Origin of the sequence: Oceanobacillus rekensis (assembly GCF_002153375.1) — a bacterium.
In the GTDB taxonomy this organism is placed as follows: domain Bacteria; phylum Bacillota; class Bacilli; order Bacillales; family Amphibacillaceae; genus Oceanobacillus; species Oceanobacillus rekensis.
This window is the reverse complement of sequence record NZ_MTBQ01000003.1, coordinates 225,803-244,355: the sequence shown is the minus strand read 5'-3', so window position 1 is coordinate 244,355 and position 18,553 is coordinate 225,803. Positions and strand designations below refer to the sequence as shown.

The window sequence follows — 18,553 nt, the reverse complement described above, 5'->3', positions numbered from 1 at the left end:
TTGTGTCATCATACATGCGTAGCTCATATATAAAATAAGAATGAATGAATTGGGGAGGTTCTTATTTATGAGAATAAATGATCAATTGCCGAAACTGAATGCAAGTGGAGAGTGGATTAATTCAAATGGAATAAAAGTGGAAGAATTACTAACTGAGGGAAAGTCTACGCTTATTTACTTTTGGTCGATCAGCTGTGATATTTGTAAAATGGAGTTGCCGTTTGTACATCGATTACGGGATCGGTATGGGGATAACTTAACTATCATAAGTATTCATACCCCTTTAATAAAAGACGATAAGGATCTACAGAGAATTAAATTAGAAGCAGATAACTTTAAAATAACCGAACCCTTATTTGCAGATCACGATGAAATACTGTCCCAAAGATTTCAAGTAAAATATGTCCCGGCATATTTTATATTTAATCAAGAAGGAGAACTAAAACATTTTCAGTCAGGTCGTAATGGAGGCATTAGATTGCTTCAAAGACGGCTGGAGCGCGTGTTAAAGGAGTAGAGAACATTTTGATTTTCTAAATTATCGTTTGCCATTCTAAATGGATACAGTGTAATGAAGGAGCAATCTTACGGTTGAAGTTTGCTCCTTTTCCTATGAATTAGTATTATTGTAATAAACATGTATTTAATGGAGGATAAACAATGAAGAAAGATTTTGCTGTTATCGGTCTTGGCCGTTTTGGGGGAAGTATTTGCCGTGAACTAAGTCAAGAGGGTATGCAAGTTCTGGCAATTGATTCAAACGAAGTAAAGGTAAACGAATACAAAAACATTGCATACCACGCAGTAATAGCAGATTCTACGGATGAAGATATGCTAAAGGAAATTGGAATTAAAAACTTTGATCATGTGATAGTTGCGATAGGGGAGAATATCCAGGCAAGTATTTTAACTGCTGTAATTCTTACTGATATGGGGATAAAGAAAATAACAGTTAAAGCCCAAAATGACTATCATGAAAAAATACTTAACAAAATTGGCGTCCATCAGGTTGTACATCCGGAACGTGATATGGGCAGAAGATTGGCACATAATATTATCTCAAACAACATTTTGGACTACCTTGAATTATCAGATGAACATAGTATTGTAGAAGTGAAGGCTGGTAAGAAAATGGTTGGGAAATCATTAATTGACTTAGATATCCGTGCTAATTACGGGTGTAATGTTGTGGCGATTAAACGCGGACGTGAGATTAACGTTTCACCAAGCGCAAATGATGGACTATGGGAAGAAGATATATTAATCGTGATTGGTGCTGATAAGGATATATCAAGATTTGAAAGAAAACTCGTGATTGATGATTAAACTAAAAAGGGAAGCAAGCGGCTTTAGAGGATGGCCGACAATAATCTAGGCTCCTTTCGGTGGGACTACGATTACTCGCCCCACCGAAAAGAATTATTGATTTTTAACCTTCGCAATTTCTATAAAGTGTGGAGTAACTGCTGCTATAAGTAAGTGCTTTTCCCGCCGTCCGGGATTGCTGGGGGCGGATGCGCATCCTTAGGGCACGGCCTGCCCCGAAGAGAAAACCACTCTTCTGGTCTTCGGACACGTGCTGTCTAAGCAGGAGTCACCGCCCACAGCGATGCCGGACTGGTGAAGTGTACGCATGCAGACTTCATTTATTAGCAAGTCAAGTAGTACAAGTAATTGTCAGTTACCATCAAACCAGCTCAGGGGAAATATACGAAGACTCCTGCCGGAAGAGAGACATAGGTGAGACCCTGAGAAATGTCTGCATGAAGGGGCTCACCAGCCGCCTTAGAATTCGCGCAGTATATTTCCCTGAGCTTCGCCGAAGTTTCTTAGTTAGTTCGCAGTTTTTCTCAACTACGGGACAGAGTAAAAACAATCTATGCAAATACAGCCAAATTTAAAAGACCTGGTAGCGTGAAAAACTTGCTTCCAGGTCTTTATTTGTTTTTTAATTAGTCTTTAGTTTACTTCCATTATGATTGGTAATACCATTGGTCGACGTTTTGTCTTTTCATAAAGGAATGGTGCTATTGTATCAGTAATTTCATTTTTAATTTCAGACCATTGAGTTGTTTTTCTATCCATCACTTTATTCAAATGAGTAGAAACAAGTTTTTGTGCCTCATTAATTAAGTCTTCGGATTCTCTCATATATACGAATCCTCTGGAAATAATATCAGGGCCTGAAGCAATTTTGAATTCTTTCATATTGATGCTTACAACGACAATGACAAGACCTTCCTCGGAAAGAATACGGCGATCACGTAATACAATATTACCAATATCACCAATTCCGCTTCCATCTACATAAACAGACCCAGAAGGTATTTTCCCTGATATATTTGCTTGATCTTTGCTTAGTGCGAGAACATCGCCATTATCCATGATAAATGAATTCTCTTGTTCTACACCACATGATTCAGCTAGTTTAATATGTTCTTTAAGCATACGATATTCACCATGAATAGGCATAAAGAACTTAGGCTTGATAAGTCTTAACATTAACTTCTGCTCTTCCTGGCTTCCATGTCCAGAAGTGTGGATATTACTTAATTTACCATGAATTACTTCAGCACCTGCACGGTATAATTTATTAATTGTTCTGCTGACACTAACTGTATTTCCAGGGATTGGAGAAGAAGAAAATACGACAGTGTCACCAGGAATGATCTGAATTTGTCTGTGTGTACCATTGGCAATACGTGATAATGCAGCCATTGCCTCTCCTTGTGAACCAGTACAAAGAATGGTCATCTCATTTGCAGGGAACCTGTTGATTTGGTTTGCTTCAATAAATGTTTCTTTCGGTGCTTGAATATAGCCTAGCTCCAAACCTATATTTATTGCATTTTCCATACTGCGACCAAATACAGCAACCTTCCGTTTATATTTCACTGCAGATTCAACAACTTGTTGTAAACGATAAATATTGGATGCGAATGTTGCGAAAATCAATCTGCCATCAACACGGGTAAAAACTTCATCAATGCTTTGTCCAACAACTTTCTCGGACATAGTAAAACCGGGAATTTCACTATTGGTACTATCCGAAAGAAGGCAAAGCACGCCTTCTTTACCAATTTCAGCCATTCTTGTTAGATTAGCTGGTTCTCCTACAGGTGTAAAGTCAAATTTAAAGTCACCAGTATGGACAATGTTTCCTGGTGGTGTTTTGACCACAATTCCATATGAATCAGGAATACTGTGTGTCGTACGGAAAAAACTTACGGAAGTTTTACGGAATTTAATAATATCATCTTCTTGAATGGTAGTTAAATTAGCAGTTCTTAAAAGACCGTGCTCATCTAACTTATTTCTAATTAATCCTATTGCTAGTGGTCCTGCATAAATTGGCACATTTACTTCACGCAGAAGATAAGGAATTCCACCAATATGATCTTCGTGACCATGTGTTATGAATAGACCTTTGATTTTGTCTTGGTTTTGTACGATATAGGTATAATCAGGAATAACATAATCGATCCCTAAAAGTTCGTCCTCAGGGAACTTAATTCCTGCATCGATAAGAATAATCTCATCCTGAAATTGAACAGCATACGTATTTTTTCCGATTTCGCCTAATCCACCTAGTGCAAAAACGGCTGTTTGATCATTTTTTACAAATTTCATAGCTTATATATTCTCCAATTCTAGTTTACCGGTTGCTTTTTCATAATTCAGATGTGCCTCATCTAATTCGTGGATATATTCGATGTTGTAATTCCGATCACTTAATTTCTTTCTTACTTCCCTCACTGAATCTGCTTCAACGTAGATTGTTTGTGTACGTTCGCGTACTGGAACTTCGTCTGGAAGCTCTTGATATAAAACTTTATAAATCATTTCATCTCTCCTTACTAATTTTTGTATTTCTTATATTTGTTCAAGGAAATAAGCTATGCTCGAGTATTGGCGATAACTGTCTCCCATTACAGATGTTATTAGTTTTCCGTTAGAACCTTCCTCCCAGTATGTTTCCGTAGCATACTGGAGGAATGATGAACTATTAAATTGTGATTGGTTGCATCCTTGGTAGTCTTATTTAAAAGTAGTAGGTACACGTCCTTCTTTGCCTAAAAAGTCTCTCCACCGTTTCTTAAGCTTTTCTTTTAGGCGCTTCAGCATGAGGACACACGTCTCCTTTCAGATATCTAAGAAAAGCAACAAAACATTCTACCGTCCAATCCTCTTAACTATAGTATAGTACGAAATGAGGAATAATTAAATAAAAAGACATCAATTCTTTAAAAAAATAGTAAAATCTTACAAATACTACTCGTATATTTATCTTTTACATGGAGATTAATCTTATACATTCTCGCCTCAGTATGTATCTAATAAATAATTCGAACTGCAGAAGGAAAGGGTGTCTATTGATTATAGACACCCTTTCGAATTATTCGATTGGAGTAGAATTATCGGGAATTGCGTATGGATGATCTTTATTTATATGATCATAGAACATAATACCGTTTAGGTGGTCAATTTCATGTTGGAATACGATGGCTGGATAACCCTTCAATCGTAGTTTAATGGGATTACCGTCTATATCCGTTGCTTTTATTGTGATTCTTGCATGTCTCGGTACATATCCTTCCACTGGTCGGTCTACAGAAAGACAGCCTTCCCCAGAGCTTAAATACGACTTTTCAACAGAATGACTCATAATTCTCGGGTTAACCAGTCCATAACTATATAACTTTCCATTAAAATCTTCAAAATGGATGGCAATTAATCTCTTTTCAATTCCAAGTTGTGGAGCTGCAATACCTACGCCCGCTCTTAACTGGTAAATATGCGCTTTTTCTTCATCTTGACTATTCATAAGAAATTCTAACATATCTTTAAGTAATGTTCTTTCTTCATCGCTTATTGGAAGGCTTACTTCCGCTGCTTTTTTTTCCAAGGAAGGATGACCTTCACGTACAATATCTTTCATAGTTATCATTATATATTGCTCCTTCATGTTTATGATATATATTATATAGGGTATTTAATAAACGGAATACAAATTAGGAATTTTGAAATCTACTTCAATTTAATATCTTAACATATGTTAGTGGAATAAATCATAATTTAAAATAGATGGATGTGCTTATCGTAATCATTCTTTTTTTAAGAACATTTTGTGATATAATTTAAAAACATTACCGATAATAGAACAAATTAGGAGGAAGAAATGTGCGAGTAAGGAACTTATTTTTTATAATATCAAGCATCCTATTAGTAGTTATAACTGGATGTAGCAGCCAATCAACGGAGGAACAGATACATAACCATTTAGAGGAAGCCGTTCTACTTGAAGAAGAGTTTGAAAATCAGCAAAGCGCAATTACTGATCTTGAAACTCAAGAACAGGAAATATATAGTAAAATTATTGACTTGGGTATCGATGATTTTGAACAAATAACGGAGCTATCTAATGAAGCATTATCGATCATAGATCAACGCGCGGAGAAAATTGAACTGGAGAAAGAGAGTATTGAATCTTCACAAGATGAGTTCATTAATATTGAAGATTTAATATCTAATCTTGAAGATACAGTTGTGAAGGAAAAAGCAGAAAAGATGTATGATGTGATGAATAATCGATATAGTGTTTATTCAGAACTCAATGAAGCCTATATGACCTCCTTAGAAAAAGAGCGGGAGTTATACAACATGCTTCAGCAGGAAAATATTGAGCAGGAAGAACTAACGAACCAAATTAATTCTATTAATGAATCATATGAACAGGTTCTTAACTTAAACGAACAATTTAATAATCATACAGTCGAATACAACGCATTGAAAAAAGAATTTTACGAAGCAGCCGAATTAGACGTTGCATATGAATCATAAGTTATTCTAAAAAAGAACGGCATCCAGACTAGATGCCGTTCTTTTTTAGATGTCATTTTTCTTCATCTGTCTCACTTAAACTAACACAGGTGAAATGAATACTATAACAGTTTGATTTTAAAAGGATGAATTCGTATTATTTTTTTGTAAATCCTTTCATTTAAGATAACTCAACATATATATTAGTTGACCAAAAGGTGAAAACAGGCTATAAATTAAATTAGTGAGTTATTGTATCAACTCACTTTACATATTTAGTGTAACAGGTTATCATTTAGTAAGAGTAGTGATTATCAATAACTGCAAAAGGGTACAACAACTATGTGTATATATTTATACAGATTTTGTATTCTGGGTAAGCTAGGAAAGACAATAATAAAAAGGTATGAAGAAAGGAAGAGGTGAACCATTTTGAAACATGTACTTGAAAATGTTGAGAGTCAGTTCGAAATGTTCCAGATTCTTAATGAAGATGGAAAGATAGTGAATAAAGATGATATGCCTGATTTATCAGATGAGGATCTAAAAGAGATTATGCGTCGTATGGTATACACTCGTATCCTTGATCAGCGCTCCATCGCATTAAATCGCCAAGGGCGTTTAGGTTTCTATGCACCGACAGCTGGACAAGAAGCATCACAATTAGGTAGCCAATTTGCATTGGAGCAAGAAGACTTTATTTTACCAGGATACCGTGATGTTCCACAGTTAATCTGGCAAGGACTTCCATTATATCAAGCATTCCTCTTCTCAAAAGGACATTTTCATGGAAACCAATTCCCTGAAAAATTACATGCATTGAGCCCACAAATTATTATTGGTGCACAATATGTACAAACAGCAGGAGTAGCACTTGGTTTTAAAAAGCGTGGCAAAAAGAATGTTGCTATAACTTACACAGGTGATGGTGGTACATCGCAAGGTGACTTCTATGAAGGAATTAACTTTGCAGGTGCATATAAAGCCCCGGCAATTTTCATTGTTCAGAATAACCGATTTGCTATCTCTGTCCCTGTTGAAAAACAAACGAACTCAAAAACGTTAGCTCAAAAGTCAGTTGCTGCCGGAATTGAAGGGATTCAAGTAGATGGTATGGACGTTTTAGCGGTCTATGCAGCGACAAAAGATGCTCGTGATCGTGCAATTAATGGTGATGGTCCTACACTAATTGAAACATTAACATATCGCTTTGGCCCCCATACAATGTCTGGTGATGACCCGACTCGTTATCGTACAGAAGAACTAGATAATGAATGGGCGAAAAAGGATCCACTTGTTCGTTTCCGTAAATTCTTGGAAGGTAAAAAGTTGTGGTCTGAAGAAGATGAAAATAAAGTAATTGATGAAGCTAAAGATGATATCAAAAAAGCAATTAAACAAGCAGAAGAACAACCGAAGCAAAAGGTTACAGATTTAATCGGTAATATGTATGAAGAACTTCCATCCAATCTGCAGGAGCAAATGGAAATATATAAAGAAAAGGAGTCGAAGTAAATCATGGCACAAATGACAATGATTCAAGCAATCACTGATGCAATGCGCACAGAATTAAAAAATGATGAAAATGTGCTTGTATTTGGTGAAGATGTCGGTCAAAACGGTGGTGTATTCCGTGCTACGGAAGGACTACAAGATGAATTTGGTGAAGATCGTGTATTCGATACACCACTAGCTGAATCAGGCATCGGCGGACTTGCGATTGGACTAGCATTACAAGGATTCCGTCCAGTTCCTGAAATCCAATTCTTCGGCTTTGTATATGAAGTAATGGATTCTATCAGTGGACAAATGGCTCGTCTGCGTTATCGTTCTGGTGGCCACCATACGGCTCCGATTACAGTTCGTGCTCCGTTTGGTGGTGGTGTACACACACCGGAAATGCACGCAGACTCATTGGAAGGATTAATGGCACAACAACCAGGTCTTAAAGTTGTTATCCCTTCGACTCCATATGAAGCTAAAGGTTTATTAATTTCAGCAATTCGCGACAATGACCCGGTTATCTTTTTAGAACATATGAAACTTTACCGTTCATTCCGTGGCGAAGTTCCTGAAGAAGAATATACAGTTGAAATTGGTAAAGCAGATGTAAAAAGAGAAGGAAAAGACGTAACACTTATTGCTTATGGTGCTATGGTCCATGCATCACTTAAAGCAGCAGAAGAGCTTGAAAAAGATGGTGTCGATGCAGAAGTTATTGACCTTCGCACGGTATCGCCAATTGATTATGAAACAGTATTAGAGTCTGTTAAGAAAACAGGTCGTGCTGTAGTTATTCAAGAAGCACAACGTCAAGCAGGTGTTGCAGCGAATGTAATGGCAGAAATTCAGGAAAAAGCTATCCTACATCTTGAAGCACCAGTACTACGTGTTGCTGCACCAGATACAGTTTATGCATTTTCTGATGCAGAAGAAGTTTGGTTGCCGAATCATAGTGATATTGTTGAAAAAGTAAATGCAGTAATGAATTTCTAAATTTAAGTAGGAGGTTTTCTTGAAATGGCTTTTAATTTTAAAATGCCTGATATTGGTGAAGGAATCCACGAAGGTGAAATTGTTAAGTGGTTCGTTAAAGTAGGCGACGAAGTAAAAGAAGATGACGTGTTATGTGAAATTCAAAATGATAAGGCAGTCGTAGAAATTCCATCACAAGTGGATGGAACGGTTACCAAAGTTCATGTTGAAGAAGGAACAGTTGCAACAGTAGGTGAAACGCTAATTTCTTTTGATGCAGAAGGTTATGAATCCGAGGAAGAACCGGAAGATGCGAAGAAAGAAGAACCGGCTACAAAAGAAGAAGCATCCCAAGCTACAAAACAAGAAGAGCAACCATCGGAAGAAGCAGACTCAGAAGGAATTCGAGTAATCGCAATGCCGTCTGTACGTAAATATGCACGTGAAAATGATGTGAAAATCAGTGCTGTATCAGGTTCTGGTAAAAATGGTCGTGTATTGAAAGAAGATATTGATAGCTATCTAAGTGGAGATCAACCAACTGAAAAAGGTGAAACTGCTGATCAATCAGCTAACACTGAATCCAAGCCAGCTGCAACACCAGAAGGTCAATATCCAGAAACACGTGAGAAAATGTCGAGTATTCGTAAATCAATTGCTAATGCAATGGTCAACTCAAAAACAAAAGCACCACATGTTACATTGCATGATGAAATCGATGTAACAGACCTAGTTGCACATCGTAAGAAATTCAAATCAATTGCTGCAGAGCAAGAAATTAAGCTTACGTATCTGCCATATGTTGTTAAAGCACTTGTATCAGCATCCAAGAAGTTCCCAATCATGAATTCTTACATTGATGAGAACACGGACGAAATTGTACAAAAACATTATTACAATATCGGTATTGCTGCAGATACGGATCGTGGTTTATTAGTACCTGTCGTTAAAGATGCCGATAAAAAGTCAATTTTTGAGATCTCTCAGGAAATCAATGAATTGGCAGGAAAAGCTCGTGATGGTAAACTTAAACCAGACGAGATGAAAGGAGCTTCAAATACGATCTCTAATATTGGTTCAGCTGGCGGACAATGGTTTACTCCAGTATTGAATTACCCTGAAGCTGCAATTCTTGGAATTGGCCGTATTGCCGAAAAACCAATTGTTCGTGATGGAGAAATAGTAGTTGCTCCAGTTCTCGCTTTATCTTTAAGCTTTGATCATCGTATCGTTGATGGCGCAACTGCGCAACATGCATTAAACCAAATTAAACGATTGCTAAATGATCCACAACTAATTATGATGGAGGCGTAAGGAATGGTAGTAGGAGATTTTCCGGTAGAAGTAGACACACTAGTCGTTGGGGCAGGCCCTGGTGGGTATGTTGCCGCAATCCGTGCAGCGCAACTAGGACAAAAGGTAACAATTGTTGATAAAGGAGCATTGGGTGGTGTATGTCTTAATGTTGGATGTATACCTTCTAAAGCACTAATCCAAGCTGGACATTTAGCTGAAAGTGCTAAAGGATCTGAAGACCTCGGCATTAAATCAGAAAATGTAACGGTTGATTTTGGCAAAGTACAGGAGTGGAAAGGCTCTGTTGTTAACAAACTTACTTCAGGTGTTGAAGGTCTGCTTAAAGGTAACAAAGTGGATATTGTTAAAGGTGAAGCATATTTTGTTGATAAAAACACAGCGAAAGTAATGGATGAAAAATCCTCCCAAACTTACAAATTTAAAAATTGTATTGTTGCTACAGGATCCACACCTATTGAGATTCCGACATTTAAGTTTTCTGACCGCGTTCTAGACTCAACCGGTGCATTGAACTTGAAAGAAATCCCTAAGAAATTGGTTGTTATTGGCGCTGGTTATGTTGGAAGTGAATTAGGATCTGCATATGCAAACTTCGGTACGGAGGTTATCTTTGTCGAAGGTGCTAAAGATATTCTAAGTGGATTTGAAAAACAAATGACACAGCTTGTTAAAAAGCGTTTGAAAAACAAAGGCGCTACCATCGTTACTGAAGCAATGGCTAAAGGTGTAGAAGAAACAAAAGCTGGTGTGAAAGTAACTTATGAAGCAGGCGGTAAAGAAGAAACGGTCGAAGCAGATTATGTATTGGTAACTGTTGGCCGTCGTCCGAACACAAGTGAAATTGGACTGGAACAAGTTGGAATTGAACTTGATGATAGAGGTTTAATCAAGGTTGATAAACAAAGCCGTACCAATATAGAAAATATCTATGCAATCGGTGATATCGTTGCAGGACCACCACTGGCACATAAAGCATCTTACGAAGGTAAGATTGCTGCTGAAGCAATTAGTGGAGAAAAATCTGAAGTGGATTACATCGGTATTCCGGCTGTAGCATTTACTGAACCAGAACTTGCAACTGTTGGATTAACAGAGAAAGAAGCTAAGGATGCAGGCTATGATGTTAAAGTTGGGAAATTCCCATTTGCTGCAAACGGCCGTGCACTATCATTAAATAATAGTGATGGCTTCTTAAAACTAATTACTCGTAAAGAGGATGGATTAGTAATCGGTGGCCAAATTGCCGGTCCTAATGCAAGTGACATGATTTCTGAAATCGGACTTGCTATAGAATCTGGCATGACTGCTGAAGACATTGCATTGACCATACATGCACATCCTACTTTAGGAGAAATTACAATGGAAGCAGCAGAAGTAGCAATAGGTACACCGATTCATATGATGAAATAGCTTAATGTACAAAAGCGCAAGTGTTTTCTAATATACAAATAAAAGGATGTTCCGATCAATTCGGAGCATCCTTTTTTTCATTTCCAACAGTTATTTCGAGATTCCTTTTAATTTCATCCTTGGATGGATTTCCAGACAGTTGTATAACAACTTGTCCATTCTTAAAAATAGTAAGTGATGGGCTAGCCATTACATTACTTACATTCAGTTCTTCAGGTTTCTTTTTGGTTTTATTTATTTCTTTTAATTCAAATGGGTACTTCGCCTTTAATTCAATAAGTGCATCCATATACATTTCATTCATATCATCAGTCGTTTTCTTAGGTATGAAGACAACATTATAGTTATCAGATGGAGCAAAGGTAATGATTTCAATTGATTCATCATTATGGCAACTTGTTAATAGTAGTAACATGAGAATCAATAACAATTGTTTGCTTCTCAAACCTGCTCACATCCTCATAGTTAAAAAACTAGTTTTATAGTAATTAACTTCAGTTTATCAGAGAAACGCGTTTGTAGAACCAATGTAAATAAACTGTTAACTAAATGATATGAGATTAAACAATTATCATCTAATAGAAATAATCGCTGTTAGGTTGTCGACGAAACTATGATTAAAAAAGGTCAGGTTCTCTCTATGAGAACCTAATCCTCTTTAATTAACTTTTTTCTATTCGTTTTTTCCATGAGGATGACTTCTTCTTTTAAAGACTTGACCAATGAAATTACAATGAGCAGCATGACAATGGTAAAAGGTAATGCGGCAATAATTGAAGCTGTTTGAAGTGCTTGAAGTCCACCCTGCCAAAGTAATACAGCGGCTGTTGCGGATTGAATAATACCCCAAGTGAACTTAATGCGAATAGAAGGGTCTAAGCTCCCCCCTGATGTCTGCATACCAAGTACGAAAGTAGCTGAGTCCGCAGATGTGATAAAAACGTACTGATAAGTAATATGGAAATAATGGATATGAAAGTCCCTGCTGGGAAGTTTTCTGCATTGCAAATAATGCAATTTCTTCACCGCCCATAGTTACTTGTTCTATTATATTTGTTCCTTGGAACATATCCATATGGATGGCAGTACCTCCGAAAACAGTAAACCATAATCCACCGAATATAGTTGGTACGAGTAATACACCTGAAACAAATTCCCGAATAGTCCGTCCTCTTGAGACTCGAGCGATAAATGTTCCAACAAATGGGGCCCATGCGATCCACCAAGCCCAATAAAAGATTGCCCAATCATTAATCCAACCAGAGTTTTCTCCATCAAAGGGAGCCGTTCGAAAACTCATACTAGGTAAATTTTGAACGTAACTACCGATCGTATTCGTAAATAAGTTCAGAATAAAATTGGTTGGTCCAAGAAAAAATACTAAAAGTAATAATGCAATAGCAAGAACTAAGTTGGTATTACTTAGAAACTTAATGCCTTTGTTCAGTCCGGTCATTGCAGATAGCATAAACAGTACGGTCACAATAGCGATTATGATTAATTCCATAAAAACTGATTGTTCCATGCCGAATACATAGGATAACCCTCCGCTTATCTGTATTGCTCCGAAACCCAATGAAGTTGCTACACCGATTACAGTTGCGAAAACAACTAATGTATCAATCATTGTTCCCCATCCGCCTTTAATACTGTCACCAAACAATGGGTGTAGAATAGAGCTTACCAATCCAGTTGATTGTTTTCGGAATTTGAAAAAAGCCAATGCTAATCCAACAGTTGCGTAAATTGCCCATGGGTGAAGTCCCCAATGCATAGCCGTCTTAGCAGCGTCACCTGTTCCAGATTCACCGTATAGTGGGGTATTAAAATGTGATAATGGTTCGGCCGCACCCCAAAATACAAGACCAATTCCCATACCGGCACTGAATAGCATGGCAAACCATGTTATATAGGAAAAGTCAGGCTTGTCATCAGGCTTCCCAAGTTTAATTTTCCCATATTTTGAGAATATCAGATACAGCGAAAATAAAGTTTCACCCTAATATTGGTATACATACTAAGATTGCAAAATTGCCCACAGTGACATAATACCCTATAATAAATCTAGTAATCTATTCATTCCATATAGGAGGTAATTTACATATGAAGAAAACTTTGTTGTACTTTATTTTGTTAGGTCTCATCGTATCCGCATGCTCAAATGATACTGAAACAACAAGTCAAGGAAAATCAGAATCCAGTAGTAATGAATCAGAAGCAGTAGAGGAGCAAAAAGCTGAAAGTGAAGAAAATGCTGAAAATGAAAATTCGCATGAAGAGGAAATAGAAGAAAAAGCAGAAGCTAAATACAAAGTCACCGAAAATTGGTCGCTTGTTCCAATTAAAGAAGGTGCGAATGAGGATGTAGTATTATTAACAATTGATGATGCACCAGATAAACATGCAGTAGAAATGGCAAAAACACTTAAAGAATTAGATGCTAAAGCGATATTTTTTGTGAATGGTCATTTTCTTGATACACCCGAAGAAGAGAAAATGTTAAAAGAAATTCATGATATGGGCTTTTTTATAGGTAATCATACATACAATCATGTGACAATACCGGAAGTATCTGAGGAGGTACAAAAAGAAGAAATTGTAAGTTTAAATGATCGCGTTGAGGAGATTATTGGAGAACGTCCAGTATTTTTCCGTGCACCACATGGAGCGAATACAGACTATTCGACGCAAGTAGCAGAAGCAGAGGGTATGACCGTAATGAACTGGACGTACGGTTATGACTATTTCAAACCTTATATGAATGCTGAAAAACTGACAACAGCCATGGTTACCGGGGAAGGACCTGAAGTAGATGTGCCATACTCATTGCTTAAACCAGGTGCAAACCTTTTGATGCACGACAGAGAATGGACGAAAGAAGCACTTCCAGATATTGTAAAGGGGTTAAGAGATAAGGGATATGAGATGCTTGATCCAGCATTAATTAAAATAAATTAAAAATGGTTAAACAACCACTTAATATAACAGTCTGTTAAGATATTTTCTTAGAGGCTGTTTTTTTAGTAAAAAAAATCAATGTGTTATACTAATTAGGGGTTGATTTCTGTAATGTTACATATTATAATGTAATTACGATAACATAATCAATCAAAGGAGATGGCTTAATGGGTACAATAATTTGTCAAGACTGTCAACACGTTATTGAACATTATGAAGAAGAGAAGGTAACAACTCTTTACGGTACATGTCCTACTTGTAATGAAAATTAATAAAAATATATTAATGAGCTGCATCAGATGATGTGGCTCTTTTTTTGTATCCCTTTTCATTTTTGTTGTATTTAAAGATTATGTGAGAAATTTCATAAATAGAATATTTAATAGATAAATGATACTATTATAAAAGATTTTCTTGAAGGGAATGAGATACAGTTGAATTTTCAAACACGAATTACGGAATTATTAGGAATTGAATATCCAATCATTCAAGGTGGTCTTGCACATCTAGCATATTCAGATTTAGCTGCTGCAGTGTCTAATGCTGGTGGTCTTGGACAAATTACTGCAATGAGTTTAGAAACAACTGAAGAACTAAGACATGAAATAAAACGAGTGAAATCCATGACAGATAGGCCATTTGGGGTAAACTTTGCAATTGGGCAACATGGAAGACCATTTGAACATATGGTCGATATTGCAATTGAAGAAAATGTTCCGGTTATATCTATTACAGGGGGTAATCCTAAAGAAGTATTGGATCGTGTTGATGGACTTGACATGAAGAAACTTGTACTTGTAGCTGCGACAAGGCAGGCTGTAAAAGCGGAAGAACTTGGAGCAGATGCAGTGATGGTTGTCGGTCAGGAAGGTGGGGGACATCTTGGCAAGGGGGATGTCGGTACATTTGTATTAACACCCGAAGTAGCTGATCAAGTATCCATTCCTGTCATTGCGTCAGGTGGTATTGTTGATGGACGTGGACTTATGGCCGCGTTAAGTCTTGGTGCTGAGGGTATTGAAATGGGAACGAGGTTTATTGCTACTAAGGAAGCCAGGGCACATCAAAATTACAAACAAGCAATACTTGATGCAACGGAAGATGATACTGTAGTCATTAAGCGCTCTATTGGTTCACCTGCAAGGGTATTACGTGGCCCGTGGACAGAACGGATTTTAGAGATTGAACAACAAGTTACTGGCTACGAATACCTAAAAGATTACATAAGCGGGAAAGTTAATCAGAATTACATTAAACATGGAGATTCTAATGAAGGTTTTGGTTGGGCTGGACAGTCAGCAGCGAGAATTAAGGATATACCAAGTGTCCAAGAACTGATTCAATCTATTGTAACTGAAGCGGAAAATGTCAAAAATAAATGGAATAAGTGAGGTGTAATCGAGCAATGAATTACGAGTATCCGATTGATGAAACATGGACGACAGAAGAAATAATTGATGTCGTCAACTTCTTCAGTCTTATTGAAAAAGCACATGAAAAGCAAGTACGTAGCCAAGAAATCATAATGTTATATAATCGTTTTAAACAAATTGTACCATCCAAAAGTGAAGAGAAGAAATTGTTTGCAGAGTTTGAAGGAGCTTCTGGTTATTCCAGTTATAAAACGGTTAAAAGGGCGAAAGAAACGGAAGAAGAATTTATTAAAATGTAATTAATAATACTGTCTACTACTATATTAGGACGGCGAGAAAAGAACATATTTTTGTGAACAAAAATAGAGTTACTTCGCAGTAATTTATATAAACTCCGCGATGCTTAAAAAATTAGGATGAGTAAACGCAGTCTCAAACATTAATTAAAGAGCTATAAAAAAGGCAACAGACATTTCCTTTATCGGATAGGTGTCTGTTGTCTTTTCGTGTAATATTTAAACTCTTGCACGCATTGCCAACTGGTAGAAGGGAATCAGTATATCATACGTCTGTTTTACTGTTTCCAAGAATTTCTCTCCGTCTGCAAGTAATGGGTCATCGGAAAGAAAACGGCGACCGATTAAAAATTCTGCCTTTTTCACACCTCTAAAACGTTCAACATCCTTTATTTCCAAGTCGGTAATCTGTATCGCTTCTTTTTTCATATGATCCAAAGAAACAGCGAAATTATTTGGAAGTTGTTTAATTTCATCATATTTATTTAAAAAAGAATCTGCTATTTCTCTTTTATTCGGTAACTCATATATAAGGGCAAGCCAGATAAAAACATGATCATCAAACAATCCGACTTGAAAATGTGGATGTTTCTTATAACCTCGTTTATTATCAGCAATTGCCAACCATGTATCATTTGGTGGATTTACTGTTCTTCTTGCATGTTTAGCGATATGTAAATATACTTCATTTCCCAATTGTGCTGCCAAGTAATCAACAAGTTCAGATCCTAATTCCTGAAATTTAGGTTGGATTCTAGTTTGGATTGCTTCCATTCTTCCATCCAGATTATCTATTGTAAATGTATTGAAATCATTTTGATTAAAACCTTGAAATACCAAGCGACTCACCCTTTCTAAAAACCGTAGATAATAATAATTATTAAGTAAATGTCGAAAGAAGTCAAGTCAAGTATGAAGTGCAATTTACATGAAATAATTTTCCAATGTTTAAAAGACATACATTTTGGGAAATGATTATAAAATAAATCAATAATCTAAAACAATGAAAAGAACAAAAAATCAACCAAATTCATAGAATAAAGAAAAGGATGGAATTGGTTATACAAGCTACTGGAAAGGAAGTGAGAAGATGAAATACGTAATGGAAGCATTAAGAAGAAAAGAGGCACAAGAAAAATTACCTGTTATTCGTATGGAAATTGATTATGAATTGGTGACACTCTTTGATGCAATGCAAGCAGACGATAAAGTATTGATAATTAAGGCAAAAGAAAGATTAGAGGATTTAAGAACGCAGATGCTTGAAATAGATAATGAATAAGTATAATAGCTGACCCCAATATGTATTGGAGCATTACTTAATATTCGAATACATATTGGGGTCATTCAAATACAATGACGTATAATCTCCATTTTGATACAATCATATATAGAGTTGATGGAAAATGGAGGTAATGTCATGGACAAAAAGCTTCGAGATGATATATATATACACGCGATTGAATGGGTACGTGAAGCTGGAGAAGTAATTAGAGATAAAATGTACGGCCCATTAGATATCGAAACGAAATCCAATGCTAATGATCTTGTAACGAAGTTGGATAAAGAAACGGAACAGTTTTTTGTTGCTAAAGTCAAATCGAAATTCAGTGGCCATTTTATACATGGTGAAGAGGGATATGGGGATAGTCCTACATCTCTTGATGGAACCGTTTGGATAATTGATCCGATTGACGGCACCATGAATTTTGTCCATCAGAAAAGAAACTTCGCAATTTCAGTCGGAATTTATCATGATGGTGTAGGTGAAATAGGTTTAATTTACGATGTAATGGCAAATGTTCTCTATCATGCAAAGAAGGGTGAAGGAGCTTATAAGGATGATGTCCAATTGCCTTCTTTACCAGAGATTGGAAATATTAATGAGGCAATTATAGGTATGAATCATTTTTGGTTATGTGAAAACAAATTAATAGAAGAGCAGGTTATGCAAAAATTTGTGAAAGATATTCGCGGAACAAGAACTTATGGGTCTGCAGCGTTGGAATTTGCTTATACCGCAGAGGGAATTATTGACGGATATATCTCGATGAGATTATCACCTTGGGATGTTGCAGCTGGTATAGTGATTGTAAATGAGGTGGGAGGAATCACAACAGATATTGATGGTAAGATTGTAAACATGCTTGATAAATCAACGATATTAACGTGCAACTCCGTACTTCAGAAAAAAATACTAGGGATGCTTAAAGAAGGAAGAAAGTGATATATACTATATCACTTTCTTCCTTCTTTTTAGTTTTATTCCGAATATGAAAGTTCCGAAGCCCAGTAATAAGAATAATAATATAAAGCCTATACTGCGAAATGCTATAGCGACACCAACGAGTCCCAACAATACAATTACAAGGATGGCTAAAAAAAGCGCTGGGAAATTTATACTTTTCATGGAAACACCTCTATTTCTATTATAGTATATATCAAAAAAAGAAAATCTTCAAAAGTAAGCGTTTTAAATTAATTATTCATGGAACTGGCATGAATCTTCGAGATTTAGTATGATAGGGGGAGATTTTCATTTAAATAATGGGGGATATATATGGAAGGATTTCGATTCGTATTTGATCTGGTAGTAGATATTAACGGTATAGAAAATATTTTTTGGGTATTCTATGTAATGAATTTTATATTATGTGCCATTGCATATGAACTTGGTTTTGCAAGAAAACTGCCACTTGGGAAAGCAATTTTTGTTTATCTTATGCTGTTGATTGCTACATATATTTTAACCATCTTCACTACAGTAATGAGGATGCCAACCGTAGAAAGTCTTTTCGTTATTATATTGATTCTCGCTATCTATAGGATCAGACTTCATAAACAGAGGCAAACGAGCAAATAAGAAATAAGTAAACTAAAAACGCCCTAGAGGCGTTTTTAGTT

General features: G+C 36.4%; 19 protein-coding genes and 1 pseudogene. 14 read left to right on the top strand and 6 right to left on the bottom strand.

Features of this window, described 5'->3' with window-relative positions:
- Positions 1 to 67 precede the first annotated feature (67 nt).
- Positions 68 to 517: a TlpA disulfide reductase family protein gene (locus BV906_RS08590; protein ID WP_087973082.1), complete on the top strand. Its 450-nt coding sequence runs from the start codon at positions 68 to 70 to the stop codon at positions 515 to 517.
- A gap of 143 nt (positions 518 to 660) precedes the next feature.
- The gene (locus BV906_RS08585; RefSeq protein WP_087973081.1) at positions 661 to 1,326 is read left to right on the top strand and encodes a potassium channel family protein; all 666 of its coding nucleotides are present in this window, start codon (positions 661 to 663) and stop codon (positions 1,324 to 1,326) included.
- A gap of 633 nt (positions 1,327 to 1,959) precedes the next feature.
- Here the strand turns inward: BV906_RS08585 and rnjA are convergent.
- The 3 genes from rnjA to def all read right to left on the bottom strand — a co-directional run bounded on the left by rnjA (position 1,960) and on the right by def (position 4,948).
- Positions 1,960 to 3,630 (bottom strand): ribonuclease J1, encoded by a 1,671-nt coding sequence (gene rnjA / locus BV906_RS08580; protein ID WP_087973080.1) that lies wholly within the window; start codon positions 3,628 to 3,630, stop codon positions 1,960 to 1,962.
- A gap of 3 nt (positions 3,631 to 3,633) precedes the next feature.
- On the bottom strand, positions 3,634 to 3,843 hold the full coding sequence (locus BV906_RS08575; protein ID WP_087973078.1) for a DNA-dependent RNA polymerase subunit epsilon: 210 nt from the start codon (positions 3,841 to 3,843) through the stop codon (positions 3,634 to 3,636).
- A 553-nt stretch (positions 3,844 to 4,396) separates the two neighbouring features.
- On the bottom strand, positions 4,397 to 4,948 hold the full coding sequence (gene def / locus BV906_RS08570) for a peptide deformylase (RefSeq protein WP_087973077.1): 552 nt from the start codon (positions 4,946 to 4,948) through the stop codon (positions 4,397 to 4,399).
- Between the two features lie 233 nt (positions 4,949 to 5,181).
- Between def and BV906_RS08565 the strand changes: the two genes are divergently transcribed.
- The 5 genes from BV906_RS08565 to lpdA all read left to right on the top strand — a co-directional run bounded on the left by BV906_RS08565 (position 5,182) and on the right by lpdA (position 11,022).
- The gene (locus BV906_RS08565; RefSeq protein WP_087973076.1) at positions 5,182 to 5,841 is read left to right on the top strand and encodes a YkyA family protein; all 660 of its coding nucleotides are present in this window, start codon (positions 5,182 to 5,184) and stop codon (positions 5,839 to 5,841) included.
- 411 nt (positions 5,842 to 6,252) lie between these two features.
- Positions 6,253 to 7,335 (top strand): pyruvate dehydrogenase (acetyl-transferring) E1 component subunit alpha, encoded by a 1,083-nt coding sequence (pdhA, locus tag BV906_RS08560; RefSeq protein ID WP_087973074.1) that lies wholly within the window; start codon positions 6,253 to 6,255, stop codon positions 7,333 to 7,335.
- Positions 7,336 to 7,338: 3 nt separating this feature from the next.
- Positions 7,339 to 8,316, top strand: coding sequence for an alpha-ketoacid dehydrogenase subunit beta (locus tag BV906_RS08555; RefSeq protein WP_087973072.1), 978 nt, complete (start codon positions 7,339 to 7,341; stop codon positions 8,314 to 8,316).
- Positions 8,317 to 8,340: 24 nt separating this feature from the next.
- Positions 8,341 to 9,609, top strand: coding sequence for a dihydrolipoamide acetyltransferase family protein (locus BV906_RS08550; protein WP_087973071.1), 1,269 nt, complete (start codon positions 8,341 to 8,343; stop codon positions 9,607 to 9,609).
- A gap of 3 nt (positions 9,610 to 9,612) precedes the next feature.
- Positions 9,613 to 11,022 (top strand): dihydrolipoyl dehydrogenase, encoded by a 1,410-nt coding sequence (gene lpdA / locus BV906_RS08545; protein ID WP_087973069.1) that lies wholly within the window; start codon positions 9,613 to 9,615, stop codon positions 11,020 to 11,022.
- Between the two features lie 55 nt (positions 11,023 to 11,077).
- On the opposite strand, the gene BV906_RS08540 is transcribed toward lpdA, so the two are convergent.
- Together BV906_RS08540 and BV906_RS08535 are read right to left on the bottom strand one after the other, a co-directional pair.
- The gene (locus BV906_RS08540; RefSeq protein ID WP_087973068.1) at positions 11,078 to 11,467 is read right to left on the bottom strand and encodes a YbbN family protein; all 390 of its coding nucleotides are present in this window, start codon (positions 11,465 to 11,467) and stop codon (positions 11,078 to 11,080) included.
- Between the two features lie 203 nt (positions 11,468 to 11,670).
- A pseudogene (locus BV906_RS08535) lies at positions 11,671 to 12,973 on the bottom strand (BCCT family transporter).
- A 152-nt stretch (positions 12,974 to 13,125) separates the two neighbouring features.
- Here BV906_RS08535 and BV906_RS08530 point away from each other — a divergent pair.
- The 4 genes from BV906_RS08530 to BV906_RS08515 all read left to right on the top strand — a co-directional run bounded on the left by BV906_RS08530 (position 13,126) and on the right by BV906_RS08515 (position 15,652).
- Positions 13,126 to 13,980, top strand: coding sequence for a polysaccharide deacetylase family protein (locus tag BV906_RS08530; RefSeq protein ID WP_087973066.1), 855 nt, complete (start codon positions 13,126 to 13,128; stop codon positions 13,978 to 13,980).
- A 167-nt stretch (positions 13,981 to 14,147) separates the two neighbouring features.
- Positions 14,148 to 14,252: a GapA-binding peptide SR1P gene (locus BV906_RS08525; protein ID WP_087973065.1), complete on the top strand. Its 105-nt coding sequence runs from the start codon at positions 14,148 to 14,150 to the stop codon at positions 14,250 to 14,252.
- 162 nt (positions 14,253 to 14,414) lie between these two features.
- Positions 14,415 to 15,371 carry an NAD(P)H-dependent flavin oxidoreductase gene (locus BV906_RS08520; RefSeq protein WP_087973064.1) on the top strand — a complete coding sequence of 319 codons (957 nt, stop codon included), beginning with the start codon at positions 14,415 to 14,417 and terminating at the stop codon, positions 15,369 to 15,371.
- A 14-nt stretch (positions 15,372 to 15,385) separates the two neighbouring features.
- Entirely contained in the window at positions 15,386 to 15,652 is a 267-nt protein-coding gene (locus BV906_RS08515) for a UPF0223 family protein (protein ID WP_087973063.1), read from the top strand.
- A gap of 216 nt (positions 15,653 to 15,868) precedes the next feature.
- Here BV906_RS08515 and BV906_RS08510 read toward each other — a convergent pair whose 3' ends face one another.
- On the bottom strand, positions 15,869 to 16,489 hold the full coding sequence (locus tag BV906_RS08510; RefSeq protein WP_087973062.1) for a YktB family protein: 621 nt from the start codon (positions 16,487 to 16,489) through the stop codon (positions 15,869 to 15,871).
- Between the two features lie 250 nt (positions 16,490 to 16,739).
- Here BV906_RS08510 and BV906_RS08505 point away from each other — a divergent pair, with 250 nt between their 5' ends.
- The 3 genes from BV906_RS08505 to BV906_RS08495 all read left to right on the top strand — a co-directional run bounded on the left by BV906_RS08505 (position 16,740) and on the right by BV906_RS08495 (position 18,512).
- Positions 16,740 to 16,931, top strand: coding sequence for a hypothetical protein (locus BV906_RS08505; protein WP_087973061.1), 192 nt, complete (start codon positions 16,740 to 16,742; stop codon positions 16,929 to 16,931).
- Between the two features lie 138 nt (positions 16,932 to 17,069).
- Positions 17,070 to 17,876 carry an inositol monophosphatase family protein gene (locus BV906_RS08500; protein ID WP_087973060.1) on the top strand — a complete coding sequence of 269 codons (807 nt, stop codon included), beginning with the start codon at positions 17,070 to 17,072 and terminating at the stop codon, positions 17,874 to 17,876.
- Between the two features lie 333 nt (positions 17,877 to 18,209).
- The gene (locus BV906_RS08495) at positions 18,210 to 18,512 is read left to right on the top strand and encodes a YlaH-like family protein (RefSeq protein WP_087973059.1); all 303 of its coding nucleotides are present in this window, start codon (positions 18,210 to 18,212) and stop codon (positions 18,510 to 18,512) included.
- Positions 18,513 to 18,553: the final 41 nt, after the last annotated feature.